Raw genomic sequence first — 19,154 nt, 5'->3', positions numbered from 1 at the left:
CATGATATTATATTCTATTGGAAAAGCCTTGACAAGTATTTTCTCGTGTCCTCAGAAAAAGCTGTGAAAAATAAACGACTCTCACTCCCCAAAATCCCGTTTCTTTGACACAAAATCCAATCGTTTGACACGCTTTTCTCCGCCCATGGCGTACATTTTCCCGATTAGGTACGCATATGGCACCATACTATCAAATCACGTCCTGTCTGAAAATCCGCTTCATATTTTCCACATTCAGGCCGCGGATCACTTCCACTGCCATGGATACGGCCGCCTCAATATCTGATTTCGCACAGAAGTTATAATGGCTGTGCACGTAGCGGGAAGGAATTCCCAGCACCAGAACCGGAACCGCCTGACCGGTCAGACTGATCTTCCCTGCGTTTGTGCTGCCGCCTCTCCGAACAGCCTCCTGACAGGGAATTCCAAATTTCTCTCCGATCTCATGCGCGTACCGGATAAACGCCGGATTCGATACGTAGCTGTTATCCAGATGGCGAATCTGTACACCGCCTCTCATCGCTCCCTGCGCGATTCCCGCCTGGAAATAGGGATCATCGGCAGGTGAGCCCTCAAACACGATCGCCAGATCAGGCCTCACCTGCTGAGCAGTCACCACAGCCCCCCTGGTTCCCACCTCTTCCTGGGCTGCAAACGCACCCACGACTCTGGCCGTCAGGCGGTCTTCCTCCGCCATCAGGGCCTTCATGGTCTCTATAATACAGAAGCATCCCAGGCGGTTATCAAATGCCTTTCCAAAGCAGATGCCGTTTTCCTCATGATATTCATACGCCACATCCGGAACAACGGGATCGCCCGGACGGATTCCGTACACAGTGAGCACCTCTTCCCGGCTGCACGCGCCCACATCAATCAGGATATCCTCGATCCTCAGGCTGTTGTCCGCCTTCTGCTCCGGTGTCAGAAAATGAACCGGTTTCGACGTGGTAATACCTCTGTGCATTTTCCCCTCTGCCGTTCTCACAATAACCGAGTGGGCCGGAAGGCTGGTAAGGTGAAAACCGCCGAGTGTTACGATGCTCATAAGACCATTTTCCATAATAGACTGAATCATGAATCCGCATTCATCGAGATGGGCATCCAGCATCAGCACCGGACGTCTGTCGGCTGAAAATGCAGGCTTCTCATGAATCTCATTGTTATCCCCAGTCCCGGCCGTGAGAGCCGTTGGCTTCATCTCTGTGTATACATTGTGCATTGCATCATTTCGAAAGGCCATTCCACTGCAATATTTTTTTATCACTCTAACCACGTCTTCCTCAAAACCGCTGGGACCGAACGCATTGGACAGTTCTTCCAGAATCTTTAAATCAATCATGCTGTTTCTCCTCTTTCCTCTATTACTCTATCTTTCCATTTTTCTATCTTTCCATCTGATTAGCTCATTGCTACAAAACGCCCAGTTTCTTAAGCTCACCCATAAATTGATCCATCTTCAGTTCCCGCAGGACAAGACTGGTATCCTGCGGCACCTTCATGCCAGGCTGAAGACCAGCAAAATGCTTCCTGCCCTGGTAGCAAAATTGTTCGATATTTTCCAGAATTGATACGGCCATGCCCCTCGCCTCCAACGCTAACCCCTTCAGATTAATGGGTGTTGCGTCGGTCTGGAATTCCAATCCCCAGTAAATAAGGCCTGTATAAACGCTCCCGATACGATTTGCGGTATTTACCAGCTTTGTTTCATCGCCAGGCTGTCCGGGCGGCCCCATTGCCTCCGGTAATTCAACCTTAAAAATGCGGTGGAGCGGATCTGTATACTCCTGAAGCTTCTCCATCTTGCCAGTGATCCACTTCACATACCGCAGGATCTCCTCTTTTGCGGCCTCATCGGTAAGGAACAGAGGACGGAACATTTCCTGTTTGAGGCTGCCGGCCTTCTGCAGACCAGAGTCCAGAACTGCAAAAAGCAGTTTGTATTCCCATGCATACGGCTTCACTTCCATAATATAGTTGACTTCCCCGTCCAGATTCGTCCGGTTTTCGCCCGCGTCTTCCCTGTCTTTTATGATAGAACCGCAGTATTCACAAACTCCGTACCCCAGCCCGTCGTCGTAAAACACCGGTGCACCGCAATGTCCGCAGATGATTGTCTCCATTAAATTCCCTCTCTCCTCATAAAATTCGTCTGTATCTATGGAAAAATTATAACATGAAACGAATAATTTTCCTATCTTGTGCGTAAAGCTGCTGCTCCGTATATGTAAATACAGAACAAATGCCACCCCAGGCAGAGACGAACTCCTCCAAAGGCAGCATTTGAAATAACGTTTAATCTGTTTTAACATTCCTCTGATCTATCTTCTGTCCAAATACTCTTTAATTGCATTTCCGATAAATTTTGAGGCTCCCACCCCGTATTTCCGGTCGTTCACCTCGATATATATGGGATTGGATTGATAGGATTCCGCCGTAAAAGACCAGTAATTCTCTCCCATATCGATTCCTTTATTGGTTTCTTCGCAAAAAGCAATTAAATTGCTTACCGCCTCCTGTACTTCCGGAGATGCAGTATCTCTGCTTAAGTCGGCTGTAAGGCATTTCGTCAACAGCTCCGTTTGCTCCATAATTCCATTCACTTCTGTCTCTGAAACAGCCGGTCCTTCAGACAAATATTTCTGAAAACCTTCCTTCATTGCCTTTGTATAATTCTCAATGCTGCCATACTGCCTGACTGCCTGGCTGGCAATCTCATCTTCATGCGACTGCAGCGTGCTTAGCATTTCGTCAAACTGCTCCATACTTCCAAGCTGTTTTATAATCTCATCCGTATGTGTTGCTTTAAACTCACTTAAAGCCTGAAAATATTCGCTCATATCAAACTCTTTAAAGTCCATACACATTTCTCCATGAATTAATTTATCGAGTAACTCCAGCATACCATTCAATCTGTCGCGTTTCAGCTGAATCAGCTCCCTCTGCTTTTCGAATGCGGCTGCTTTATTAAAATGCGGGTTTTCCATAATCGCTTTGATTTCCTTCAGCGTAAAGTCCAGTTCCTTAAAAAACAGGATCTGCTGCAGTACTTCCAATGCATGTTCATCATACAGCCTGTATCCGGCTTCCGTCATTTCCGTCGGCTGAAACAGGCCGATTTCGTCGTAAAACTGGAGCGTCCGAACACTGACACCCGTCAATGTGGAAACCTGTTTAACAGTCATCATAATTCTCACCTTCCTTTACCGCCCGGTTCGGTTCTCCTGCCCCTCCTGCCGGCGTTGGAAGGAACCGGGGACCTCATCTCTGACTCTCACTTTACACTATCACCATGCGTGATAGTCAATACTTTTTTTAAATTTTCTTATTAAATTGTAACAGTTCAGACGGCGGGAAAATTGACGATATCCCCCTCTGTTTTATGCCAAAAAGATACAAACTTCATAATTCGTTAGAAACCCTTAATAAATTTCATAATCTTTTTACGTTGCGGCCAAATTTCTGTTACATTTTTCCAGTATAATAATACTATAAACATAGGAAATCGAATTAAGCAGTCAGAGCGCTTCCTACATATGTTTCCACTAAGTCGGCGGGGTTGACGTAATGTCACCTTGCCGGCTCAACCTAATTTATGGGGTATTTTTTATAGTTTAAAATTTTTTTATATTTTTTTGAAATTTATCTGGACAAATCCAACTTCCTATGGTATTATAAGGAAGTTGTCGGAAACGACAGATACGGCCTATTGGTCAAGCGGCTAAGACGCCGCCCTCTCACGGCGGAAACCCGGGTTCGATTCCCGGATAGGTCATGAAAACCTTCCTGAATAGCAGGAAGGTTTTTTTGTTTCTCAGAAAGGTTTATAATATGATACAAAAAAACTTCGGCAGATAGCTTCCCCCGCTTAATCGGGTATGCACACTCCTCCCTAAGGAAATGTGTCAGCTGAAGGGACTGCGGTTTGACGCACGAATACGGCTTGCCAGCCCCTTCATTCTGTAAGAAAATAAGATTCCGCACAATTCCTGCCATCCTCCGAAACAAAATACCATCTTTGATTCATTCTCTTGTTTTTCTATCATAAGTTCTCTATACTGAAAACAGAGATATCCTTGCGACTGGCACAGACTGGAGGTACCGTATGGTCGAGATTGCGAACTTTGATTCTCATGATCTTCCGCAGATTTTATCGCTGTGGAGCGAATGTTTTCCTGATGATCCTGTTACAGAAGAAACTATGGTAAAAACTGTTTTCTGTAACGACAATTTTGCTGCTTCCAATCTTTTGGTAGCCAAAGAGGGGAATACGGTCTGCGGCTTTCTCATTGGAATGAAACGCAGTTATCCCTATCTGGATCGCGGTCTGGAAGAGGATAATGCCTGGATTCTTGCCATGGCAGTTTCTCCCCGGTTCCGGAAAAGGAAAATAGGTACCCGGCTCCTTCATACTATAGAGTCGCATTGGCGGACAATGGGAGTAAAACACATAATTTTAGCCTCGTTCAGCCCTTATTATTTCTTTCCGGGAATCGATGAAAAAAATAAGGCGGCCATCTCCTTTTTCGAGTTTCACGAGTATCATTGCCTTGCTCCTGCATTCTTTATGGAACGGTATCTGACCGACTTTTACATTCCTGAATCCATAGAAGCGCTTAAGACAGCAAAAGAGGCCGACGGATATCGCTTCCGTTCGTTTCAATGGACGGATGCACCGGCAATTCTGGAATTTGCCCATCATTCTTTCAGTCCCGGCTGGTATCACCATCTAAAACAGGCCATGATGAATGGACAAGCAGAATCTCTTATCTGCCTCTGCTTCTTTCAAAATACTCTTGTTGGTTATATCCAGAGAGCTATGGATGGCAATCCAGCTCGCCTCGGCCCCTTTGGAGTGTCTGCCGCTCATCGGAACGGCGGCGTCGGAACTGTACTTCTTTATGAGATGTGGTCCTCCATGTACAGGCAGGGAATCAATCACATATTCTTTCAGTCAACCGACGAACCGGGCAGACGTTTTTATGAGCGCCAGGCTATGACAGTAAAAAGAACTTTTTATCATTATGAAAAAGAATATTGACGAAAAAAAGACAACTAATTCCACTGGGCAGTTGTCTTTTTTCTATGGCTTTACTGATTCACAGTTTCAAAATAAGTTTCCAGGCCGCGGACATATCTTTCCGTAATAATCTCCGGCCTCGTGATCGCTGTTCCCACCACAACCGCGTGGGCGCCTGCGGCATAGGCCGCTGTCAGCTCTTCTACCGTATGAATCCGACCTTCGGCAATAACCGGTAAATCTGTCGCAGAGGTAATCTCCCGTACCAATTCCGGTTTAAAGACCGTTACACCTGCAGTTTCCCTGGTATAACCGGACAGCGTCGTGGATATGATATCTGTCCCGCTCTTTTGAAGCGCTTCCGCCTCCTTTGGCGTGGATATCTCTCCCATAATCAGCACATCGGGAAAATGCTCCCGTATCTGATACACGATGGAATCATATGTCTCTCCGTTTGGTCTCTTCCTGCCAGTCCCGTCAAGAGCAATAATCTCCACACCAGTCTCCAGGATGGGGATAGCGCTTTCGTAGGTAGGCGTGATATAGACTTCGCAGCCCTCTGTCCATATTTTCTGTATTCCGATCATCGGAAGCTTCACTTTTTTACGAATTGCCATAATATCCTTAACTCCATTTGCACGGATACCTCCAGCTCCCCCTTCCATAGCGGCGGTTGCAAATGCCGCCATAATCTCTGACCCATACATAGCCCAGCCTTTTCGAGCCTGGCAGGAAACAATCAACTTATGATGGATTTTCTCCAGCACTTCTTTTTTATCACCCATGAATGCCTCCCATACTTTTCACAGAAGGCCAATCAAAACACCTGCGAAACCGGCAATGAAACTGCCTGCCAGACAAATATATATTCCGTTTTTCTTCTTTCCCATGATTTGATAAAACAGGAGTACACAGAGCAGCGGAAGGAATTTGGGTATAACTGCGTCGAAGACCGACTGAAGCGCTATCGTACTTTCTCCAATTGTCCAGCTTGGTTTTAATGATAATGACACAAAGCTGCTGGTCATAGCCGCAATTACCATCATACCAACAATATTTGCACCCTTTACAAACGTCTCAAAAAGATTGGAGGTTTTTAATTTCACCACCAGCTCGGTTCCATAAATATACGCATACTTTAAGAATCCCCATCTCGTTCCCCAGGACAACACTATCTGTGGAATCAAATAAACGAAACAGCCAAGTACATTTCCATTCATACACATACCGGCTCCGATTGCAGAAAAGATCGTTCGATATGTCCCCTGGAACACGGAATCTCCAATACCTGCAAGTGGTCCCATGAGGGCTGCCTTTGTGGCTGTTATCGCCGCACCATCTACACTTCCGTCTTTTTCCTTCTGCTCTTCCAAAGCCAGAGAGGCTCCCATGATCAGGTTAGAGAAATAAGGATGGCTGTTGAAGAATTCGCAATTTCGCACCAATGCCTCTTCATAGCCTTCCGGATCATTTTCATAGATTTTCTTCAGGGCTGGTGTAATGGAATATACATATCCAATATTATTGTACCCTTTATAGTTAAAACTTCCCATGCTGGTAAAGGAACGGAAGAACACCCTTCGGAGCAGTTTATTATCCAACTTCCCCCTTTGCATCTCTTTCTTGTCAAATCCCAGAGACATGCTGTTCTCTCCGCGCGTACAGACAATAACAGCTCCGGCCAAAGCCAGCAGAGCGATCGACATGATGTCCATCTTTAAATATGTTGCCAGAACGAAACCAGCCAGGAAATAAGGCCAGCCTTTCTTTATTCCAAGCGTCCTTAAAATAGAAGCCATACCAACTGCTGGAAGGATACCCGCGGAGATCTTTAGTCCGCCGGAGAACCACAGAGGAATACTATTATACAGACCTTCTATAGCCTTGGAACCAATGAGCAGTGCAAGGAAGGTTGGCAGAAAATACTGAATCAGCATACGCGTAATGATTGACGCATAGTGATAGCCTTCGGCTGCCTTTATATTACCGGCTTTATACGATTTTTCTGCCTGTTCCACCCATACAATATTGATATTGGTCACAACATAATTGAGCATCTGCACCATAACGCCGATCGGATAGGCCAGCGCGATTCCCACCTCCATGTTGCCGCCCGACATGATTGCCAGCGCGGTTCCCACCATTCCTCCGATATATGAGTTTGGCGGAGAATAGGCGCCCATAGCAAGACCGCCTAAAAATACCATTTCCACGCTGCCGCCAACTAATAGGCCTGTCTGTAAGTCTCCCATGATAAGTCCAATCAAAGGACCTGCAAAAACTGGACGGGCTATGTAGATTGCACCGCCCCACCAATACGTTTCTACTGCCATAAATGCGATAAACAAACTGAGTAGTAAAACCTGAATCACATTCATTTCCATACTGTTACCCCTTTCATTTTTATACGACCTTACAGTGTGGCGGCGCCTGCCAACTTTAAGTTTTAACGGTAGATTACTGTTTTTTCAGTTCGGCAATAATGTCTGTCTCTGCATCCTGGGGTACCATGCGGTGCTCTACCTTCACTGGATAATCTCCCAGCTTTAAAATATCTTCTTTCAACTTTTCATCGAGGAAAATAGTTTTATAATACTGAGTCCTCCCCACTGCACTGTAAAGACCGCCGACATTAATCTGTGGAATTTTTACCCCCATCTCAAGCAGTCTTACATAAACATCAGGCGTTCTGGCACAGAGAAAGATTTTTTTGCTGGACTTTAATTCTACGGCTGCTTTTGCATCGGCGACTGATACTACTTCACATATCACAGTACCCGACACCGCCATCTGCAGCAGCATAGTCTGCAGCGGATCTTTCGCACTCTGATCGTCTACCACAATAACTACTTCCGCTGGATACTGGCGCAGCCATGCCAGCGCCATCTGACCATGAATCAGCCTCTCATCAATTCGTCCCAGTATAACGCCCATATTTTTATGCCCCCTTATAAGAATCCCATTCAACAGGTAATTTGTGATAAAATCACGTTATGAACTGTATTACGTATTTCGCCGATCCAAGGGTTATCTCTGGCCGGATGAATACGGTTCGTCAGAAGGATAATTCCGCACTGTCTCATAAAATCAATATACACAGATGTTCCTGTAAATCCCGTATGATAGATACAACTTTCACTGTAATAGTCACCAAAACTCATAGATCTCTCATTGGACCACCAGCCCAGTGTTCTCCGTTCGTTTAATCCTTCCGTATAACAGTGCTTTAGCAGTCTGACTGTCGCACGTTTTAAAACGCTCCGCCCTCTATACTCACCGTCATCCAGAATCATCCTCACGTAATGTGTCATATCCTCCAGCGTACTGAAGAGTCCTGCATTTCCACTGACGCCTCCGAGCAGAAATGCCTTTCCATCATGGACCGTCCCACAGATCAGGCCTCTCTCCTCCGTCAGTTCAGTAGGAACACAGCGACCCACCAGTCCACGTTCAGATGGAAGATATCCGCTGTCCCTCATTTCCAATGGCTTGGCAATACACGTCTGAAAACGCTCGTCTAATTTTCCATAAACGGCTTCGATGGCATACCCCAGAGTAATATAACCAAAATCAGAATACAGAACTCTGCTTCCAGGTGTAAAATCCAGTGGTTTCTCATAGAAAAAACGAGTCAGATCTGCTCTGTCCTTCCGTTTCTTATATGCCTTATCATCCGAACAAACTCCCGAGGTATGGGTCAGTAAATGACCAATGGTAACCTGCTGGTGCGGAAAATCTGGAAGTATAGCAGACACTGGCGTTGACAGAGTAAACAGTCCCTCCTCGAGACACTGGAGTGCCAGTGTTGTCGTAGCCAGAACTTTCGTAACACTTGCCAGATCAAACAGCCGGTCCGCCGTAAGCGGAACGTTTTCCGGAAGAAGCGATGCATTGCCGACGCAGGCTGACGTTACTCCTTCCCTGGTCACCAGCGCAAGGGCTGCGCCTGGAATCTTTCCTTCGGCTGCATACCTGGACAACAACTTTACAGCCGGTTTTAAATAATCTTCCATCACTCCTTCCTCCTTCATCCGTACTCCGGCCATAAAATGCTTCCCTGCTGTTCTTTCAACATATCAAGCACCTCTTTCGATATTGCCTCAAGATCCCATTCCTCCTGATTCTCCATAGCCCTGAATACCAGTTCCACCGCCATAGGGAGATTTACCCCATAAAAAAGCTTAACAGCAGGATCACGGTAAAACAGGGTAAATGCATTTTTAAATGGTGATCCTCCCATAATATCGCAAAGTATCAGAAACTGACTACAATCTCTCATATCCTCTTTTGCCTTCATCAGTTTCTGTTTTAATTCCTCCTCTCCCTCACCGGCCATAAAATCGACGGCACATAACCAAGGATACTCTCCCGCCAACAGACGCAGAGCCTCCTGCATCCCCCCGGCAATTCCGTTATGCCCAGTAATCACAATCCCAACCATGGAATCAACTGCTCCTTTCTACATCTGCATAACCGCTCTTCTGACATGTCCCCTGGCTTCCTTTAGTTTTTCTTCGGCCTTAAGTCTGCCGCATTCAGAAAGAATCATGATAATTGCTACTTTTCCATTGCCTTCGGCCTCACTCAGCGCCTGCACCGCCCGCGCCCTGTCACATCCGGCTGCCTCCATAACAATGTTGCACAACCTGGCTTCCAATTTTTCATTGGTACGAACCAGATCGACCATCAGGTTCTCATAAACCTTTCCAATTCCTACCATCGTAGCTGTTGACACCATATTAAGAATCATCTTTTGGGCCGTGCCAGCCTTCAGCCTCGTTGAGCCCGTAAGAATTTCGGGACCTGTTTCAACTTCTATGGGATAATCCGCCTCCCTCGAAATAGCCGCATTGTGGTTACAGGCAATCGAGGCGGTAACGCATCCCAGCTTCTTTGCATAATTCAGTCCACCAACAACATACGGAGTGCGGCCGCTGGCCGCAAGACCGATTACAATATCCCTTGGTGAAAGCATCTTTTCTTTCAGTTCCTTTTCCGCCAGCAAACCATCATCCTCGGCCCCTTCGACGGCCTTTACAAATGCACCTTCTCCCCCTGCGATGAGTCCCATGACAACCTGGTCGGATACGCCAAAGGTGGGGGGACACTCCACCGCGTCCAGGACACCAATTCTCCCGCTGGTACCTGCTCCGATATAGATCATCCTTCCTCCTTCCTCCAGCTTTTTCGTACAAACCTCAATAAGACGAGCCACATCCGGCAAGACCTTCTTAACCGCCTTTATCACGCCTTCGTCCTCACGGTTCATGATTGTCACGATCTCCATAGGAGTCATGGAATCTAAATCCACCGTCTCCGGATTTCTGTTTTCCGTTATTAGATGCTCCAAATTTACCATATAAGAATAATCCTCTCTCCGCTTACAGGAAACAGTAATCATATCCCTTTCTGAAATACTCAAATTTCCACATATCTTTTTCCTGAATTTGTCCGATACTATTCACTCTCTCATCTGCCGGCATATCTTCCAGAACCACCTGCAGTTCACCGCTGTATCTCACATAGTTTTCATTGTCTATGGTCACGGTACCACGCGGACGCAGCTCCATGTTTCTGGCCGGTACACGCTTCGCATACTCCGCCATCTCTCTGGAGGAAGCAGATCGGAGAATTCTGGAATTGCTGTCATAACGAAAATGATGGCTGCTTCCTTCTAAGATTTCCTCTTCCAGCATTGTTATATCTCGTCGCTTCTTCACCTCTATTTTCCAGGGGTCTAAGTTTACCACAGAAGTGATTGTCTGCAGTTCTACTTCTGAAAAAAATTCGTCTGCAGCCATAATACCCCCGATACCCAGACTGCACTTAAGCTCACAGGCTGCCCGGCTGAGTTCCATATACCGATGCTTCTCCAGTGTGGGGAGCCCCAGCCTCAATGGCGGCCGCGGATTCGTAAGGGAGGGCAGACAGGCATATACCGGAACTCCTTCTCCTGTAAAAGCCGAATTTTGCCTGTCGAAAAACTGCTCATCCTCTCCTGTTTCCGGACGCGGATAGAAATTATGACACGCCCGTATCTCTATTTGCGGCCGAATGGACCGCAACTCAGCCAGGAGGCTGTGTACCTCCTCCTCGCTGTAAATAGAAGCATTCACCACCAGGCCGCGTATATTCCACTGACGAACCATTTCGGCTGCCTGAGATACTAGAAAGCCATAATCCAGCCGGATAAAATCAATTTCCGCCTCCTTTATCCTGCTCCCGACTTCCTCGCTGGCTAAAAGTCTGGCAATTCCACTGCCTCCCACATCGACAGTCAGCTCCATCCCCCTCTTTTTCACACGCTTTGCCAGAGATTCCAGATTATCTATTTGCCGGTTATCGTGAATCTCCGGCAAATGAAGTGACGTAAATACTTCTGTATAACCATACTGTCCTGCCATATCCAAATAGGCGTCTTCCTGCTCCCCCGCCCCGGGTCGGTTATTTGACGGATAAACGGCAATGCTCAGCTTCATAATTGGCTCCTTCCGGTATTCCGGTAAACTACACGAAACAGCTAACGTTCTGCTATAATAAGCCTGCATGTTCCTGCAATTTCTACCTGCTCACTGGCCGCTGGAACTAAAATTGTCTCTGTATAGCCCAGAATGAATACTTCACCTTCACACTGAAGTCTGCAAAATCCTTCCACACACGTTAAAATACGGTACTTTCCATTTCCTTTCAGATAATAATGCTCTCTTACATCCAGAATATCCACCTGGAACAATCTATGGGTTCCTACCGTCCACAGCTCATTGTCATGTTTTTCCTGGCAGTGAACCATTAAGCAAGCCAGAGTCGGATCCATAATTTCAAGGCTCCTCTCGAGATCAAGCGGCCTTCCCCGTCCGTAGTCGTAAAGCCGGTAAGTAATACCTCCAAAGCTGCCGATTTCCAATACCAGCATATCGCCTCCGCACGCATGAATCATTTTCGCTGGAATCATGGCGAAGTCACCCTTTTTTACTGGATGACGTATCAGATATTCTTCCAGATGACTCTCTTCTGCTGCCTTACGCAGCACTCTCGAATCGCCGCAGTTCACACCTGCCGTTATATACGCGTCCTCTCCGGCCTCCAAAATATACCACGACTCGCTCTTCTCGTAATCTCCAACTATGGCTGCCTGTACTTCATCCGGATGAACCTGAATTGACAAATCTTCAGCTGTATCCATAAATGCCACCCTGACAAGCTGGTTACTGTCATCCTCTCCCATCAGTTCCCTGTGGTAATCTGCGATCAGCCGACCGACCGATTCCCCCTTCATCGGCCCTGCTGCAATCACATTTTCCGAGCCCTGATAGGCGCACACTTCCCTGCTTATTCCAATTCCAGATGCTGTGAGTCCACGGATTTTCCTTAACCGCTCCCCAGCCCAGATACTCTTTTTATAGACCGGTTCCAGCTTTATCAGGCTCATTCCTGTTTCTCCCATATAATTTCTCCATTTCTTTTATAACAACGATATGGAAAACCGTGTTCACGAATCGACTGATGGTCCTGCCTACTGGCTGGAAGGCTGCAGGCTGCTACAGCCAGAATCTCTTCTCCTGAATTAATGATCCGGTGAGCGTAATGACCATTAATATAATGAAGAGAACCGGGATATATCTTTTCCACATAGAAATCATCAGCCCCATCCCAGAACAGAAGAAAACCGCTTCCCTTAAGCCCATAGTAATATTCATCGCAGTCCGGATCGCCATGAAAGTGTCCGCTCGTCATGGCACATTCCCCATCAACAGTAAATGGGTTAATATATGTAATCCCCCACTGTAAATTCCCCTTAACAAAATTTTCTCTGTTAAAATTTTGGTTGGAAACCCAGTAGGCCAGTTCCTCCCCGTGCTCCTTTAAAGCATTTTCATTCTTATAGACGCCGGTACATTCTTTTACCAGCTTCTGTCTGTCGGCCACCTCACGCCCCATCAGCCGGCATCCGGCTGTAAATTCCTGAATTCCCTTAGGTTCCCTTACAAAATTCTCCATGATCACTCCCTCTTACGGTCATAATATACAGGATTCTTATATCTCGTATACCCACTTCTCAGAATAACCTTATGAATGACAACCGGCTGATAGCCGCCAGCCTCAATCACATAATCCTCAATGGTGGCGGGAATCGTCACAATATCCAGGAACTCCGCCGTAAAGGAAAATTCCGGATTACTCCTGGAATATATCCTGGCTCGTTCTCCATCTACCACTGTGACCACAGTAAACTGTCCGAGATTTCGTCCCTCATATCTGCCGTGCGTCTTAAGTTCAATGCGTCGGGCCTCATAGTACATCAGTTCAGTTTTCCCCACCACCAGTTCCTGATACTCTTCCGTCTTCTCCAGAAGCACCGGCTGGATAGCTGCATGTTTCTGAACCCATTCTGAGTTTCTCTCAAAGTGCAGAACACTGGATGCGTTATCCACATGAATGGGACGGGGCTTCCCCTCCTTATCCCTCCGGTTATAGTCATAAACTTTGTAGGTATAAGAACCGATCGTCAAGCTCCCCAGCTCAAGAATCAGCTGATTTCTTCCGGACGCATGGATTGTGCCAGCCGGAAGCATAATCTGACGGCCCGGTACACTGTCTATGGCATTGATATAATCCTGATAAGGGAAACTTTCATGCGTCTGCTCAGACTCTCTTGCCAGTTCAAGGAATTTTCTCCCATCTCCCTTAAATCCACAGTACGTCTTCGCATCATGTCCGGTCGCAATCACGTAGTACGCTTCATCCTGACGGCCAAATTCATCATACTGGCTAATCGTAAAATCTTCATCCGGATGGACCTGAACAGACATATTGCCATTGCTGTGCCATGTATCATCATAGTTAAAACGGATTGGAAAATAGCCCTCAAACTCCTTCACACAGCGTTCTCCCATCATTTCCAGGCCCTTCTTCTGAACAAATGTGGAAAATGGAAAATCAAGCAGACGCTCCCCCGCTTTCACCACAATACTGACTTCCATGGGGATCATATCGAAAATCCAGGCCACATTATCTGCAATTTCCAGAGGGATCCCCCGCACCTTTCTTATAAATTCACCTCCCCAGATTCCCTCCAGATATACAGGCTTAGCCCGAAACGGATACAGCACCAACGTATCTAAAATTCCATCCATGGTGCTCCCTGACATCATGAGATAACTGTCTTCTTCATTTCCAAGCAGATAAAAGTCAAGCAGATTTTTTGTAAGCAGCTCTTTTCTAAGTTTTACCACCACTTCAAAATCTACGTAGTAATTTCTCCTCATCAGCAGTGGAAACGGTTGAGGCTCCCTGTCCCCAATATTAGCAAATTTTTTCTCTCTGGCGCGAATTGCCGCTGTTTTCGGGGTAACGTCTACATAAGCACTTACGGTAATATGAGAACGCAGCGTGGCGCTCAAGCTGCCCAGTCCATACACAAGCACAATATCGTCATTTTTCTCTGAAAATGCGGAACAGACCTTCTCCTGATCGATCAAGTCATCGATCGTTCCGCAATACAGCCTGCCAAAGAGCAGTACCGGATCTTCCTCATAGTTGAGAGGCAGGCTCTCCGCCGTTACCGCATGAATCTCCTCCTCCGTCTTATAAAGCGCTTCCATAGGCAGACAGAGTACCTTCTTTCCCTTACTTTCCAGTTCTGCCTCGACTGCTGAGACCAACGGATCAAATATTGCACTGACATACCCGTCAATACCAAGAACTACAGGGGCCTTTCCCTCTCTCCCCATACAGGCGGCTGCCAAGCGGCCTGCAATTTCTCCAATTTCTGACGATACATCACTCACAAGTGATTCCGGCAATGTGATGTGATTGACAGCTTTTGGATCATCATAAGCCAAAGGCTTAAACATAAAGCTCATGTGCTTCCTCCCTTCTATCTTTTCTATTAAATACGCCAGGTAATATCTTCCCCTTCTCTTGCAAACCGCGTTTTTACAATTCTCGGAACACACTCATCATAATTCTGGTTCACATACGCGCTGTACAAGATATCCACCACATTAAACTGCGATATTCTGGAGGACATGGCTCCGATTCTAGAAAATACCTCTGTCGTGGCAACATACAGGTTATAGTCTGCCAGCTTCGCAAGGATAGACGCCTCAAACCTGGTGATAGCAATAACTGGCGTCTTATTGCTTTTAGCTTCTTTTGCACACCGAACTACTTCCTCCGTTACTCCAGAATAGCTGATCGCAAGTGCTACATCCTTTGGTGTTGAATTCTTGGCATGCAGGAGCTGCATATGCCAGTCATCACAGAAATAACACGTTTTATTAACACGGGTAAATTTCAAGTATACATCCCTGGCCACCAACAGAGACGCTCCCATCCCAAACAGAAGCAGGCTATCTGCGGAATTGATCAGATTCACACAGTTGCTTAGCGTATTTAAATCCATCAGTTTACATGTGTTTTCGAGAGACTGTATATTTCTGTATGTAACCTTCTGTACTATGTTCTCCAGTCCATCCTCTCTCTCTATTTCACGTGTTTCTTCTCCCCTCGTATCCTTTCGCACCGCTACTTCACAGAGAAGAGCCTTATGAAATTCCTTATAACCGTCAAATCCCATTTTACGGCATAGCCGGATAACTGTGGAAGCCGAAGTAAAGGATTTGTTTGCAAGCTGCTGAATACTGCAGTTGACTGCAGTCTCCGGACTTTCAAGCAGAAGCTTTAAGGCGCCTTTTTCCGCTCCACTCGCTCTTGGCAGATATTCTTCCAAACGTACCAGTACACTTTTCATCTGCTTCCCCCCTTTATTTTCATAATAACATGAGATATGTTATTGTCAACTATTTTGCTTTTTATTGATTTTTTATTTCATATTTTGGATATTATGCACTTGTTTTTATAAAGTCATGAATAAGTTTTGTAACTTTTATCTAATTTATAGTAATAAAAAAACTACCAACTTCGTACTGATAGTTAGTAGTTATTATATAAGTGTTTATTTGAAAAAAGTGATGAAAACACATACACTGAACGAGCTCTTAAATAGCTCCGCTCAGAGATGGAAATAATAAAAATAAACCGAGCCCCCCCTATCACAGGAACGCTCCAAGAAATGATAGAATGGAGATAAAATAGCCAACGGCCAGCATAAGTTATTCTTCTTCAAAAGGAAAAGCGATCCCCCAAGGAGTTGCAACTCCTTGGGGGATCGCTTTGTGCCCAATGGACACATCTGCTTTTCTTTGCTGGCATTAAGCCTTTTCTTAGAACTTCCCTGCCTTCGCCGCTTCCTCAATCGAAACAGCCACAGCAACAGTCATACCAACCATCGGGTTATTTCCTGCACCGATCAGACCCATCATCTCAACGTGAGCCGGAACGGAGGAAGAACCTGCGAACTGTGCGTCAGAGTGCATACGTCCCATAGTATCTGTCATACCGTAGGAAGCAGGACCTGCTGCCATGTTGTCCGGGTGAAGTGTACGTCCTGTACCACCGCCGGAAGCAACAGAGAAGTACTTTTTACCCTTCTCATTACATTCTTTCTTGTAAGTACCTGCAACCGGATGCTGGAATCTGGTTGGGTTGGTGGAGTTACCAGTGATGGAAACGTCAACGCCTTCCTTCCACATGATTGCAACGCCTTCTGTTACATCGTTGGAGCCATAGCAGTTAACTTTTGCTCTTAAGCCTTCAGAATAGGACTTTCTCCACAGTTCTTTTACTTCGCCTGTGTAGTAATCCATCTCGGTCTCTACGTAGGTAAAGCCGTTGATTCTGGAGATAACCTGAGCGGCATCTTTTCCTAAACCATTTAAGATAACTCTTAATGGTTTCTCACGAACCTTGTTTGCCTTCTCTGCGATACCGATTGCGCCTTCTGCTGCTGCGAAGGACTCATGACCTGCCAGGAAGCAGAAGCAGTCTGTGGTCTCTTCCAGTAACATCTTTCCTAAGTTACCATGGCCTAAGCCAACTTTACGCTGATCAGCAACGGAACCCGGGATACAGAAAGACTGAAGGCCTTCGCCGATAGCTGCAGCAGCGTCAGCAGCTTTCCTGCAGCCCTTTTTAATTGCAATGGCTGCGCCTACCGTGTAAGCCCATTTTGCATTCTCAAAACAGATCGGCTGAATTGCCTCTACCTGCTTGTATACATCTAAACCAGCATCTTTCGTGATCTTCTCAGCTTCTTCGATCGAAGCGATGCCATAGCTGTTTAATACGGAATTGATTTTGTCAATTCTTCTCTCATATGATTCAAATAAAGCCATTATCTTGTCCTCCTTGTTATTAGGCTATGTCAAATTCTGCAAATGGAAATCCGATATTTCTATGTAGACTTATCGTCCTGTCCCATTATTCATGTCTTGGGTCGATGATCTTAACAGCGTCAGCAACACGGCCGTACTGTCCTTTTGCTTTCTCCCATGCAGTATTCGGATCGTCGCCCTTCTTGATGAAATCTGTCATCTTTCCAAGGCTTACGAACTGATAGCCGATGATCTGATCGTCAGCATCCAGTGCAATACCGGTTACATAACCTTCAGCCATTTCAAGGTAACGAGGACCTTTCTTTAAGGTTCCGTACATGGTACCAACCTGAGAACGAAGTCCCTTTCCTAAGTCTTCCAGTCCCGCACCGACAGGAAGTCCATCCTCTGAGAACGCACTCTGGGTTCTCCCGTATGCGATCTGTAAGAATAATTCTCTCATTGCTGTATTGATTGCGTCACAAACAAGGTCTGTGTTCAATGCTTCTAAAACGGTTAAACCTGGCAGAATCTCTGCAGCCATGGCAGCGGAGTGAGTCATACCGGAACATCCGATGGTCTCTACCAGTGCTTCCTGAATGATGCCTTCTTTGACATTTAAAGTCAGCTTACATGCACCCTGCTGAGGAGCACACCAGCCAACGCCATGTGTTAAACCGGAGATATCTTTAACTTCTTTAGATTTTACCCATTTTGCTTCTTCTGGGATTGGAGCAGCGCCGTGATGAACGCCCTGTGCCACTGTGCACATCTCTTCTACTTCCTGTGAATAAATCATGTTAAAACTCCTTTCGAATAAGTAATAATTGTGAAAAGTACTTTGTTAAATATATCACATCATACTTAGCTATATTCTCTCACAGAATGTCGAATTTCGCAAGTATTTTTTGGATTTCCCTGTAAACTCAAGGGGGTTGGGAAATCTCCTGATTTATCATTTTTCCTTCCCTCTTACGCATATAATTACTAACCACCTGTCAAAGGAGCATCTATGAAATCGAAAAATATCAGCGCTCTGCTCATTTCAATCATGATCCCGTTGGCTGTCGGCTCTATTTCCGCGCTTATCAGCGGTAATACGATGGCCTACCAGACATTGATCAGGCCGCCCTTATCACCGCCGGCCTTTCTGTTTCCAGTTGTCTGGACAATTCTGTACCTGTTAATGGGGATCTCCTCCTACATAATCTATGTCTCGGGGGATCCAAACACAGGAAAAGCGCTTAAATACTATGCATTACAGCTTCTTTTCAATTTTGGATGGAGCATCCTGTTTTTTGGTCTCTCCCAATATCTGCTGTCATTTATCTGGCTTATTGCACTGATCCTCCTCATAGCCGCGATGATTTACCAGTTTTATAAAATCTCCCCTCTGGCAGCCTGCTTACAGATTCCATACCTGTTATGGTGTCTGTTCGCCGCATATCTGAATCTGTCTATTTACCTTCTGAATCGATGACCCGTGTTTTGCCGGTTACGAAAACGTGAGAAAAGGGAAACTGCCCCGCCAGTGATGGTAAATCACAGGTATGACAGCTCCCCTTTCTTCCTGCAGCATTTCCTTCGAAGCTTCCGCATCTCCAGTCAGGTCAATGTTCAGGCTCACATTCAGGCCCACATTCAGGCCGCTCCCTCTTTCAAGTTTCTGTCCAGCAGCTTTAAAAATGGGAGCATCACCAGCACATAGGTCACAGAGAAAATAATACTTGCAGCGATTGACGCTTTGTTCCGGTGCCGTTTTGGGATTCCCATTCCAAACAGAAAACCGGCAGCACAGACGCAGAGCTTTAAGAACGCCACATCACGGATTTTCCAGGACTTTATATATTCGTCCGCAGTATCCAGCCATTGTTTCATCAGCGTGTCCTCCTTCATGTATTTCTTATATTTCCATTATATCA

At 46.0% G+C, this 19,154-nt stretch carries 19 protein-coding genes and 1 tRNA gene; 3 read left to right on the top strand and 17 right to left on the bottom strand.

Annotated elements, in window-relative coordinates; all coding sequences use genetic code 11:
• Positions 1–190: 190 nt before the first annotated feature.
• From H8S75_RS00160 to H8S75_RS00150, 3 genes are all read right to left on the bottom strand, one after another.
• Positions 191–1,339 (bottom strand): M42 family metallopeptidase, encoded by a 1,149-nt coding sequence (locus H8S75_RS00160; protein WP_187018377.1) that lies wholly within the window; start codon positions 1,337–1,339, stop codon positions 191–193.
• A 70-nt stretch (positions 1,340–1,409) separates the two neighbouring features.
• Complete coding sequence (locus tag H8S75_RS00155) at positions 1,410–2,120, bottom strand: TFIIB-type zinc ribbon-containing protein (protein ID WP_187018375.1); 711 nt, start codon at positions 2,118–2,120, stop codon at positions 1,410–1,412.
• Positions 2,121–2,318: 198 nt separating this feature from the next.
• The gene (locus H8S75_RS00150; RefSeq protein WP_187018373.1) at positions 2,319–3,185 is read right to left on the bottom strand and encodes a MerR family transcriptional regulator; all 867 of its coding nucleotides are present in this window, start codon (positions 3,183–3,185) and stop codon (positions 2,319–2,321) included.
• A 515-nt stretch (positions 3,186–3,700) separates the two neighbouring features.
• Between H8S75_RS00150 and H8S75_RS00145 the strand changes: the two genes are divergently transcribed.
• Positions 3,701–3,772, top strand: a tRNA-Glu gene (locus H8S75_RS00145).
• Between the two features lie 330 nt (positions 3,773–4,102).
• Positions 4,103–5,038: a GNAT family N-acetyltransferase gene (locus H8S75_RS00140; protein ID WP_187018371.1), complete on the top strand. Its 936-nt coding sequence runs from the start codon at positions 4,103–4,105 to the stop codon at positions 5,036–5,038.
• 50 nt (positions 5,039–5,088) lie between these two features.
• Here H8S75_RS00140 and H8S75_RS00135 read toward each other — a convergent pair whose 3' ends face one another.
• From H8S75_RS00135 to H8S75_RS00075, 13 genes are all read right to left on the bottom strand, one after another.
• The gene (locus tag H8S75_RS00135; RefSeq protein WP_187018369.1) at positions 5,089–5,802 is read right to left on the bottom strand and encodes an N-acetylmannosamine-6-phosphate 2-epimerase; all 714 of its coding nucleotides are present in this window, start codon (positions 5,800–5,802) and stop codon (positions 5,089–5,091) included.
• Between the two features lie 18 nt (positions 5,803–5,820).
• Positions 5,821–7,401 carry a PTS system mannose/fructose/sorbose family transporter subunit IID gene (locus tag H8S75_RS00130; protein WP_187018367.1) on the bottom strand — a complete coding sequence of 527 codons (1,581 nt, stop codon included), beginning with the start codon at positions 7,399–7,401 and terminating at the stop codon, positions 5,821–5,823.
• Between the two features lie 73 nt (positions 7,402–7,474).
• Complete coding sequence (locus H8S75_RS00125) at positions 7,475–7,951, bottom strand: PTS sugar transporter subunit IIB (protein WP_187018365.1); 477 nt, start codon at positions 7,949–7,951, stop codon at positions 7,475–7,477.
• Positions 7,952–7,980: 29 nt separating this feature from the next.
• Complete coding sequence (locus H8S75_RS00120) at positions 7,981–9,030, bottom strand: serine hydrolase domain-containing protein (RefSeq protein WP_187018363.1); 1,050 nt, start codon at positions 9,028–9,030, stop codon at positions 7,981–7,983.
• Between the two features lie 14 nt (positions 9,031–9,044).
• On the bottom strand, positions 9,045–9,458 hold the full coding sequence (locus tag H8S75_RS00115; RefSeq protein ID WP_187018358.1) for a PTS sugar transporter subunit IIA: 414 nt from the start codon (positions 9,456–9,458) through the stop codon (positions 9,045–9,047).
• An 18-nt stretch (positions 9,459–9,476) separates the two neighbouring features.
• The gene (murQ, locus tag H8S75_RS00110; protein ID WP_187018356.1) at positions 9,477–10,376 is read right to left on the bottom strand and encodes an N-acetylmuramic acid 6-phosphate etherase; all 900 of its coding nucleotides are present in this window, start codon (positions 10,374–10,376) and stop codon (positions 9,477–9,479) included.
• Between the two features lie 22 nt (positions 10,377–10,398).
• Complete coding sequence (locus H8S75_RS00105) at positions 10,399–11,496, bottom strand: MupG family TIM beta-alpha barrel fold protein (protein WP_187018354.1); 1,098 nt, start codon at positions 11,494–11,496, stop codon at positions 10,399–10,401.
• Between the two features lie 41 nt (positions 11,497–11,537).
• Positions 11,538–12,461 carry a class I mannose-6-phosphate isomerase gene (locus tag H8S75_RS00100; RefSeq protein ID WP_187018352.1) on the bottom strand — a complete coding sequence of 308 codons (924 nt, stop codon included), beginning with the start codon at positions 12,459–12,461 and terminating at the stop codon, positions 11,538–11,540.
• Positions 12,443–13,015, bottom strand: a complete 573-nt coding sequence (locus tag H8S75_RS00095) for a glucose-6-phosphate isomerase family protein (protein WP_187018349.1) — start codon at positions 13,013–13,015, stop codon at positions 12,443–12,445. Before H8S75_RS00095 ends, H8S75_RS00100 begins: the two co-directional genes overlap by 19 nt.
• Before the next feature lie 2 nt (positions 13,016–13,017).
• Positions 13,018–14,880: a class I mannose-6-phosphate isomerase gene (locus H8S75_RS00090; RefSeq protein ID WP_187018347.1), complete on the bottom strand. Its 1,863-nt coding sequence runs from the start codon at positions 14,878–14,880 to the stop codon at positions 13,018–13,020.
• Positions 14,881–14,906: 26 nt separating this feature from the next.
• Positions 14,907–15,770, bottom strand: a complete 864-nt coding sequence (locus H8S75_RS00085) for a MurR/RpiR family transcriptional regulator (protein WP_187018345.1) — start codon at positions 15,768–15,770, stop codon at positions 14,907–14,909.
• Positions 15,771–16,242: 472 nt separating this feature from the next.
• Complete coding sequence (locus H8S75_RS00080) at positions 16,243–17,253, bottom strand: GGGtGRT protein (RefSeq protein ID WP_110322364.1); 1,011 nt, start codon at positions 17,251–17,253, stop codon at positions 16,243–16,245.
• An 85-nt stretch (positions 17,254–17,338) separates the two neighbouring features.
• Complete coding sequence (locus H8S75_RS00075) at positions 17,339–18,031, bottom strand: iron-sulfur cluster assembly scaffold protein (RefSeq protein ID WP_002602846.1); 693 nt, start codon at positions 18,029–18,031, stop codon at positions 17,339–17,341.
• A 213-nt stretch (positions 18,032–18,244) separates the two neighbouring features.
• Here H8S75_RS00075 and H8S75_RS00070 point away from each other — a divergent pair, with 213 nt between their 5' ends.
• A complete protein-coding gene (locus tag H8S75_RS00070) occupies positions 18,245–18,712 on the top strand; it encodes a TspO/MBR family protein (RefSeq protein ID WP_187018343.1) in 468 nt (155 codons plus the stop codon).
• A 161-nt stretch (positions 18,713–18,873) separates the two neighbouring features.
• Here the strand turns inward: H8S75_RS00070 and H8S75_RS00065 are convergent, their stop codons facing one another.
• A complete protein-coding gene (locus tag H8S75_RS00065; protein WP_187018341.1) occupies positions 18,874–19,110 on the bottom strand; it encodes a hypothetical protein in 237 nt (78 codons plus the stop codon).
• Positions 19,111–19,154 lie beyond the last annotated feature (44 nt).

This window comes from Hungatella hominis (assembly GCF_014288005.1).
Lineage (GTDB): Bacteria > Bacillota > Clostridia > Lachnospirales > Lachnospiraceae > Hungatella > Hungatella effluvii.
This window is presented reverse-complemented; position numbering and strand designations above follow the sequence as displayed.

Coding starts and splice junctions, on each gene's coding strand:
- H8S75_RS00065 (WP_187018341.1), bottom strand. CDS start 19,110: ATGAAACAATGGCTGGATACTGCGGACGAATATATAAAGTCCTGGAAA.
- H8S75_RS00160 (WP_187018377.1), bottom strand. CDS start 1,339: ATGATTGATTTAAAGATTCTGGAAGAACTGTCCAATGCGTTCGGTCCC.
- H8S75_RS00105 (WP_187018354.1), bottom strand. CDS start 11,496: ATGAAGCTGAGCATTGCCGTTTATCCGTCAAATAACCGACCCGGGGCG.
- H8S75_RS00100 (WP_187018352.1), bottom strand. CDS start 12,461: ATGGGAGAAACAGGAATGAGCCTGATAAAGCTGGAACCGGTCTATAAA.
- H8S75_RS00080 (WP_110322364.1), bottom strand. CDS start 17,253: ATGGCTTTATTTGAATCATATGAGAGAAGAATTGACAAAATCAATTCC.
- H8S75_RS00155 (WP_187018375.1), bottom strand. CDS start 2,120: ATGGAGACAATCATCTGCGGACATTGCGGTGCACCGGTGTTTTACGAC.
- H8S75_RS00090 (WP_187018347.1), bottom strand. CDS start 14,880: ATGAGCTTTATGTTTAAGCCTTTGGCTTATGATGATCCAAAAGCTGTC.
- H8S75_RS00085 (WP_187018345.1), bottom strand. CDS start 15,770: ATGAAAAGTGTACTGGTACGTTTGGAAGAATATCTGCCAAGAGCGAGT.
- H8S75_RS00130 (WP_187018367.1), bottom strand. CDS start 7,401: ATGGAAATGAATGTGATTCAGGTTTTACTACTCAGTTTGTTTATCGCA.
- murQ (WP_187018356.1), bottom strand. CDS start 10,376: ATGGTAAATTTGGAGCATCTAATAACGGAAAACAGAAATCCGGAGACG.
- H8S75_RS00140 (WP_187018371.1), top strand. CDS start 4,103: ATGGTCGAGATTGCGAACTTTGATTCTCATGATCTTCCGCAGATTTTA.
- H8S75_RS00125 (WP_187018365.1), bottom strand. CDS start 7,951: ATGGGCGTTATACTGGGACGAATTGATGAGAGGCTGATTCATGGTCAG.
- H8S75_RS00135 (WP_187018369.1), bottom strand. CDS start 5,802: ATGGGTGATAAAAAAGAAGTGCTGGAGAAAATCCATCATAAGTTGATT.
- H8S75_RS00150 (WP_187018373.1), bottom strand. CDS start 3,185: ATGATGACTGTTAAACAGGTTTCCACATTGACGGGTGTCAGTGTTCGG.
- H8S75_RS00120 (WP_187018363.1), bottom strand. CDS start 9,030: ATGGAAGATTATTTAAAACCGGCTGTAAAGTTGTTGTCCAGGTATGCA.
- H8S75_RS00070 (WP_187018343.1), top strand. CDS start 18,245: ATGAAATCGAAAAATATCAGCGCTCTGCTCATTTCAATCATGATCCCG.
- H8S75_RS00075 (WP_002602846.1), bottom strand. CDS start 18,031: ATGATTTATTCACAGGAAGTAGAAGAGATGTGCACAGTGGCACAGGGC.
- H8S75_RS00115 (WP_187018358.1), bottom strand. CDS start 9,458: ATGGTTGGGATTGTGATTACTGGGCATAACGGAATTGCCGGGGGGATG.
- H8S75_RS00095 (WP_187018349.1), bottom strand. CDS start 13,015: ATGGAGAATTTTGTAAGGGAACCTAAGGGAATTCAGGAATTTACAGCC.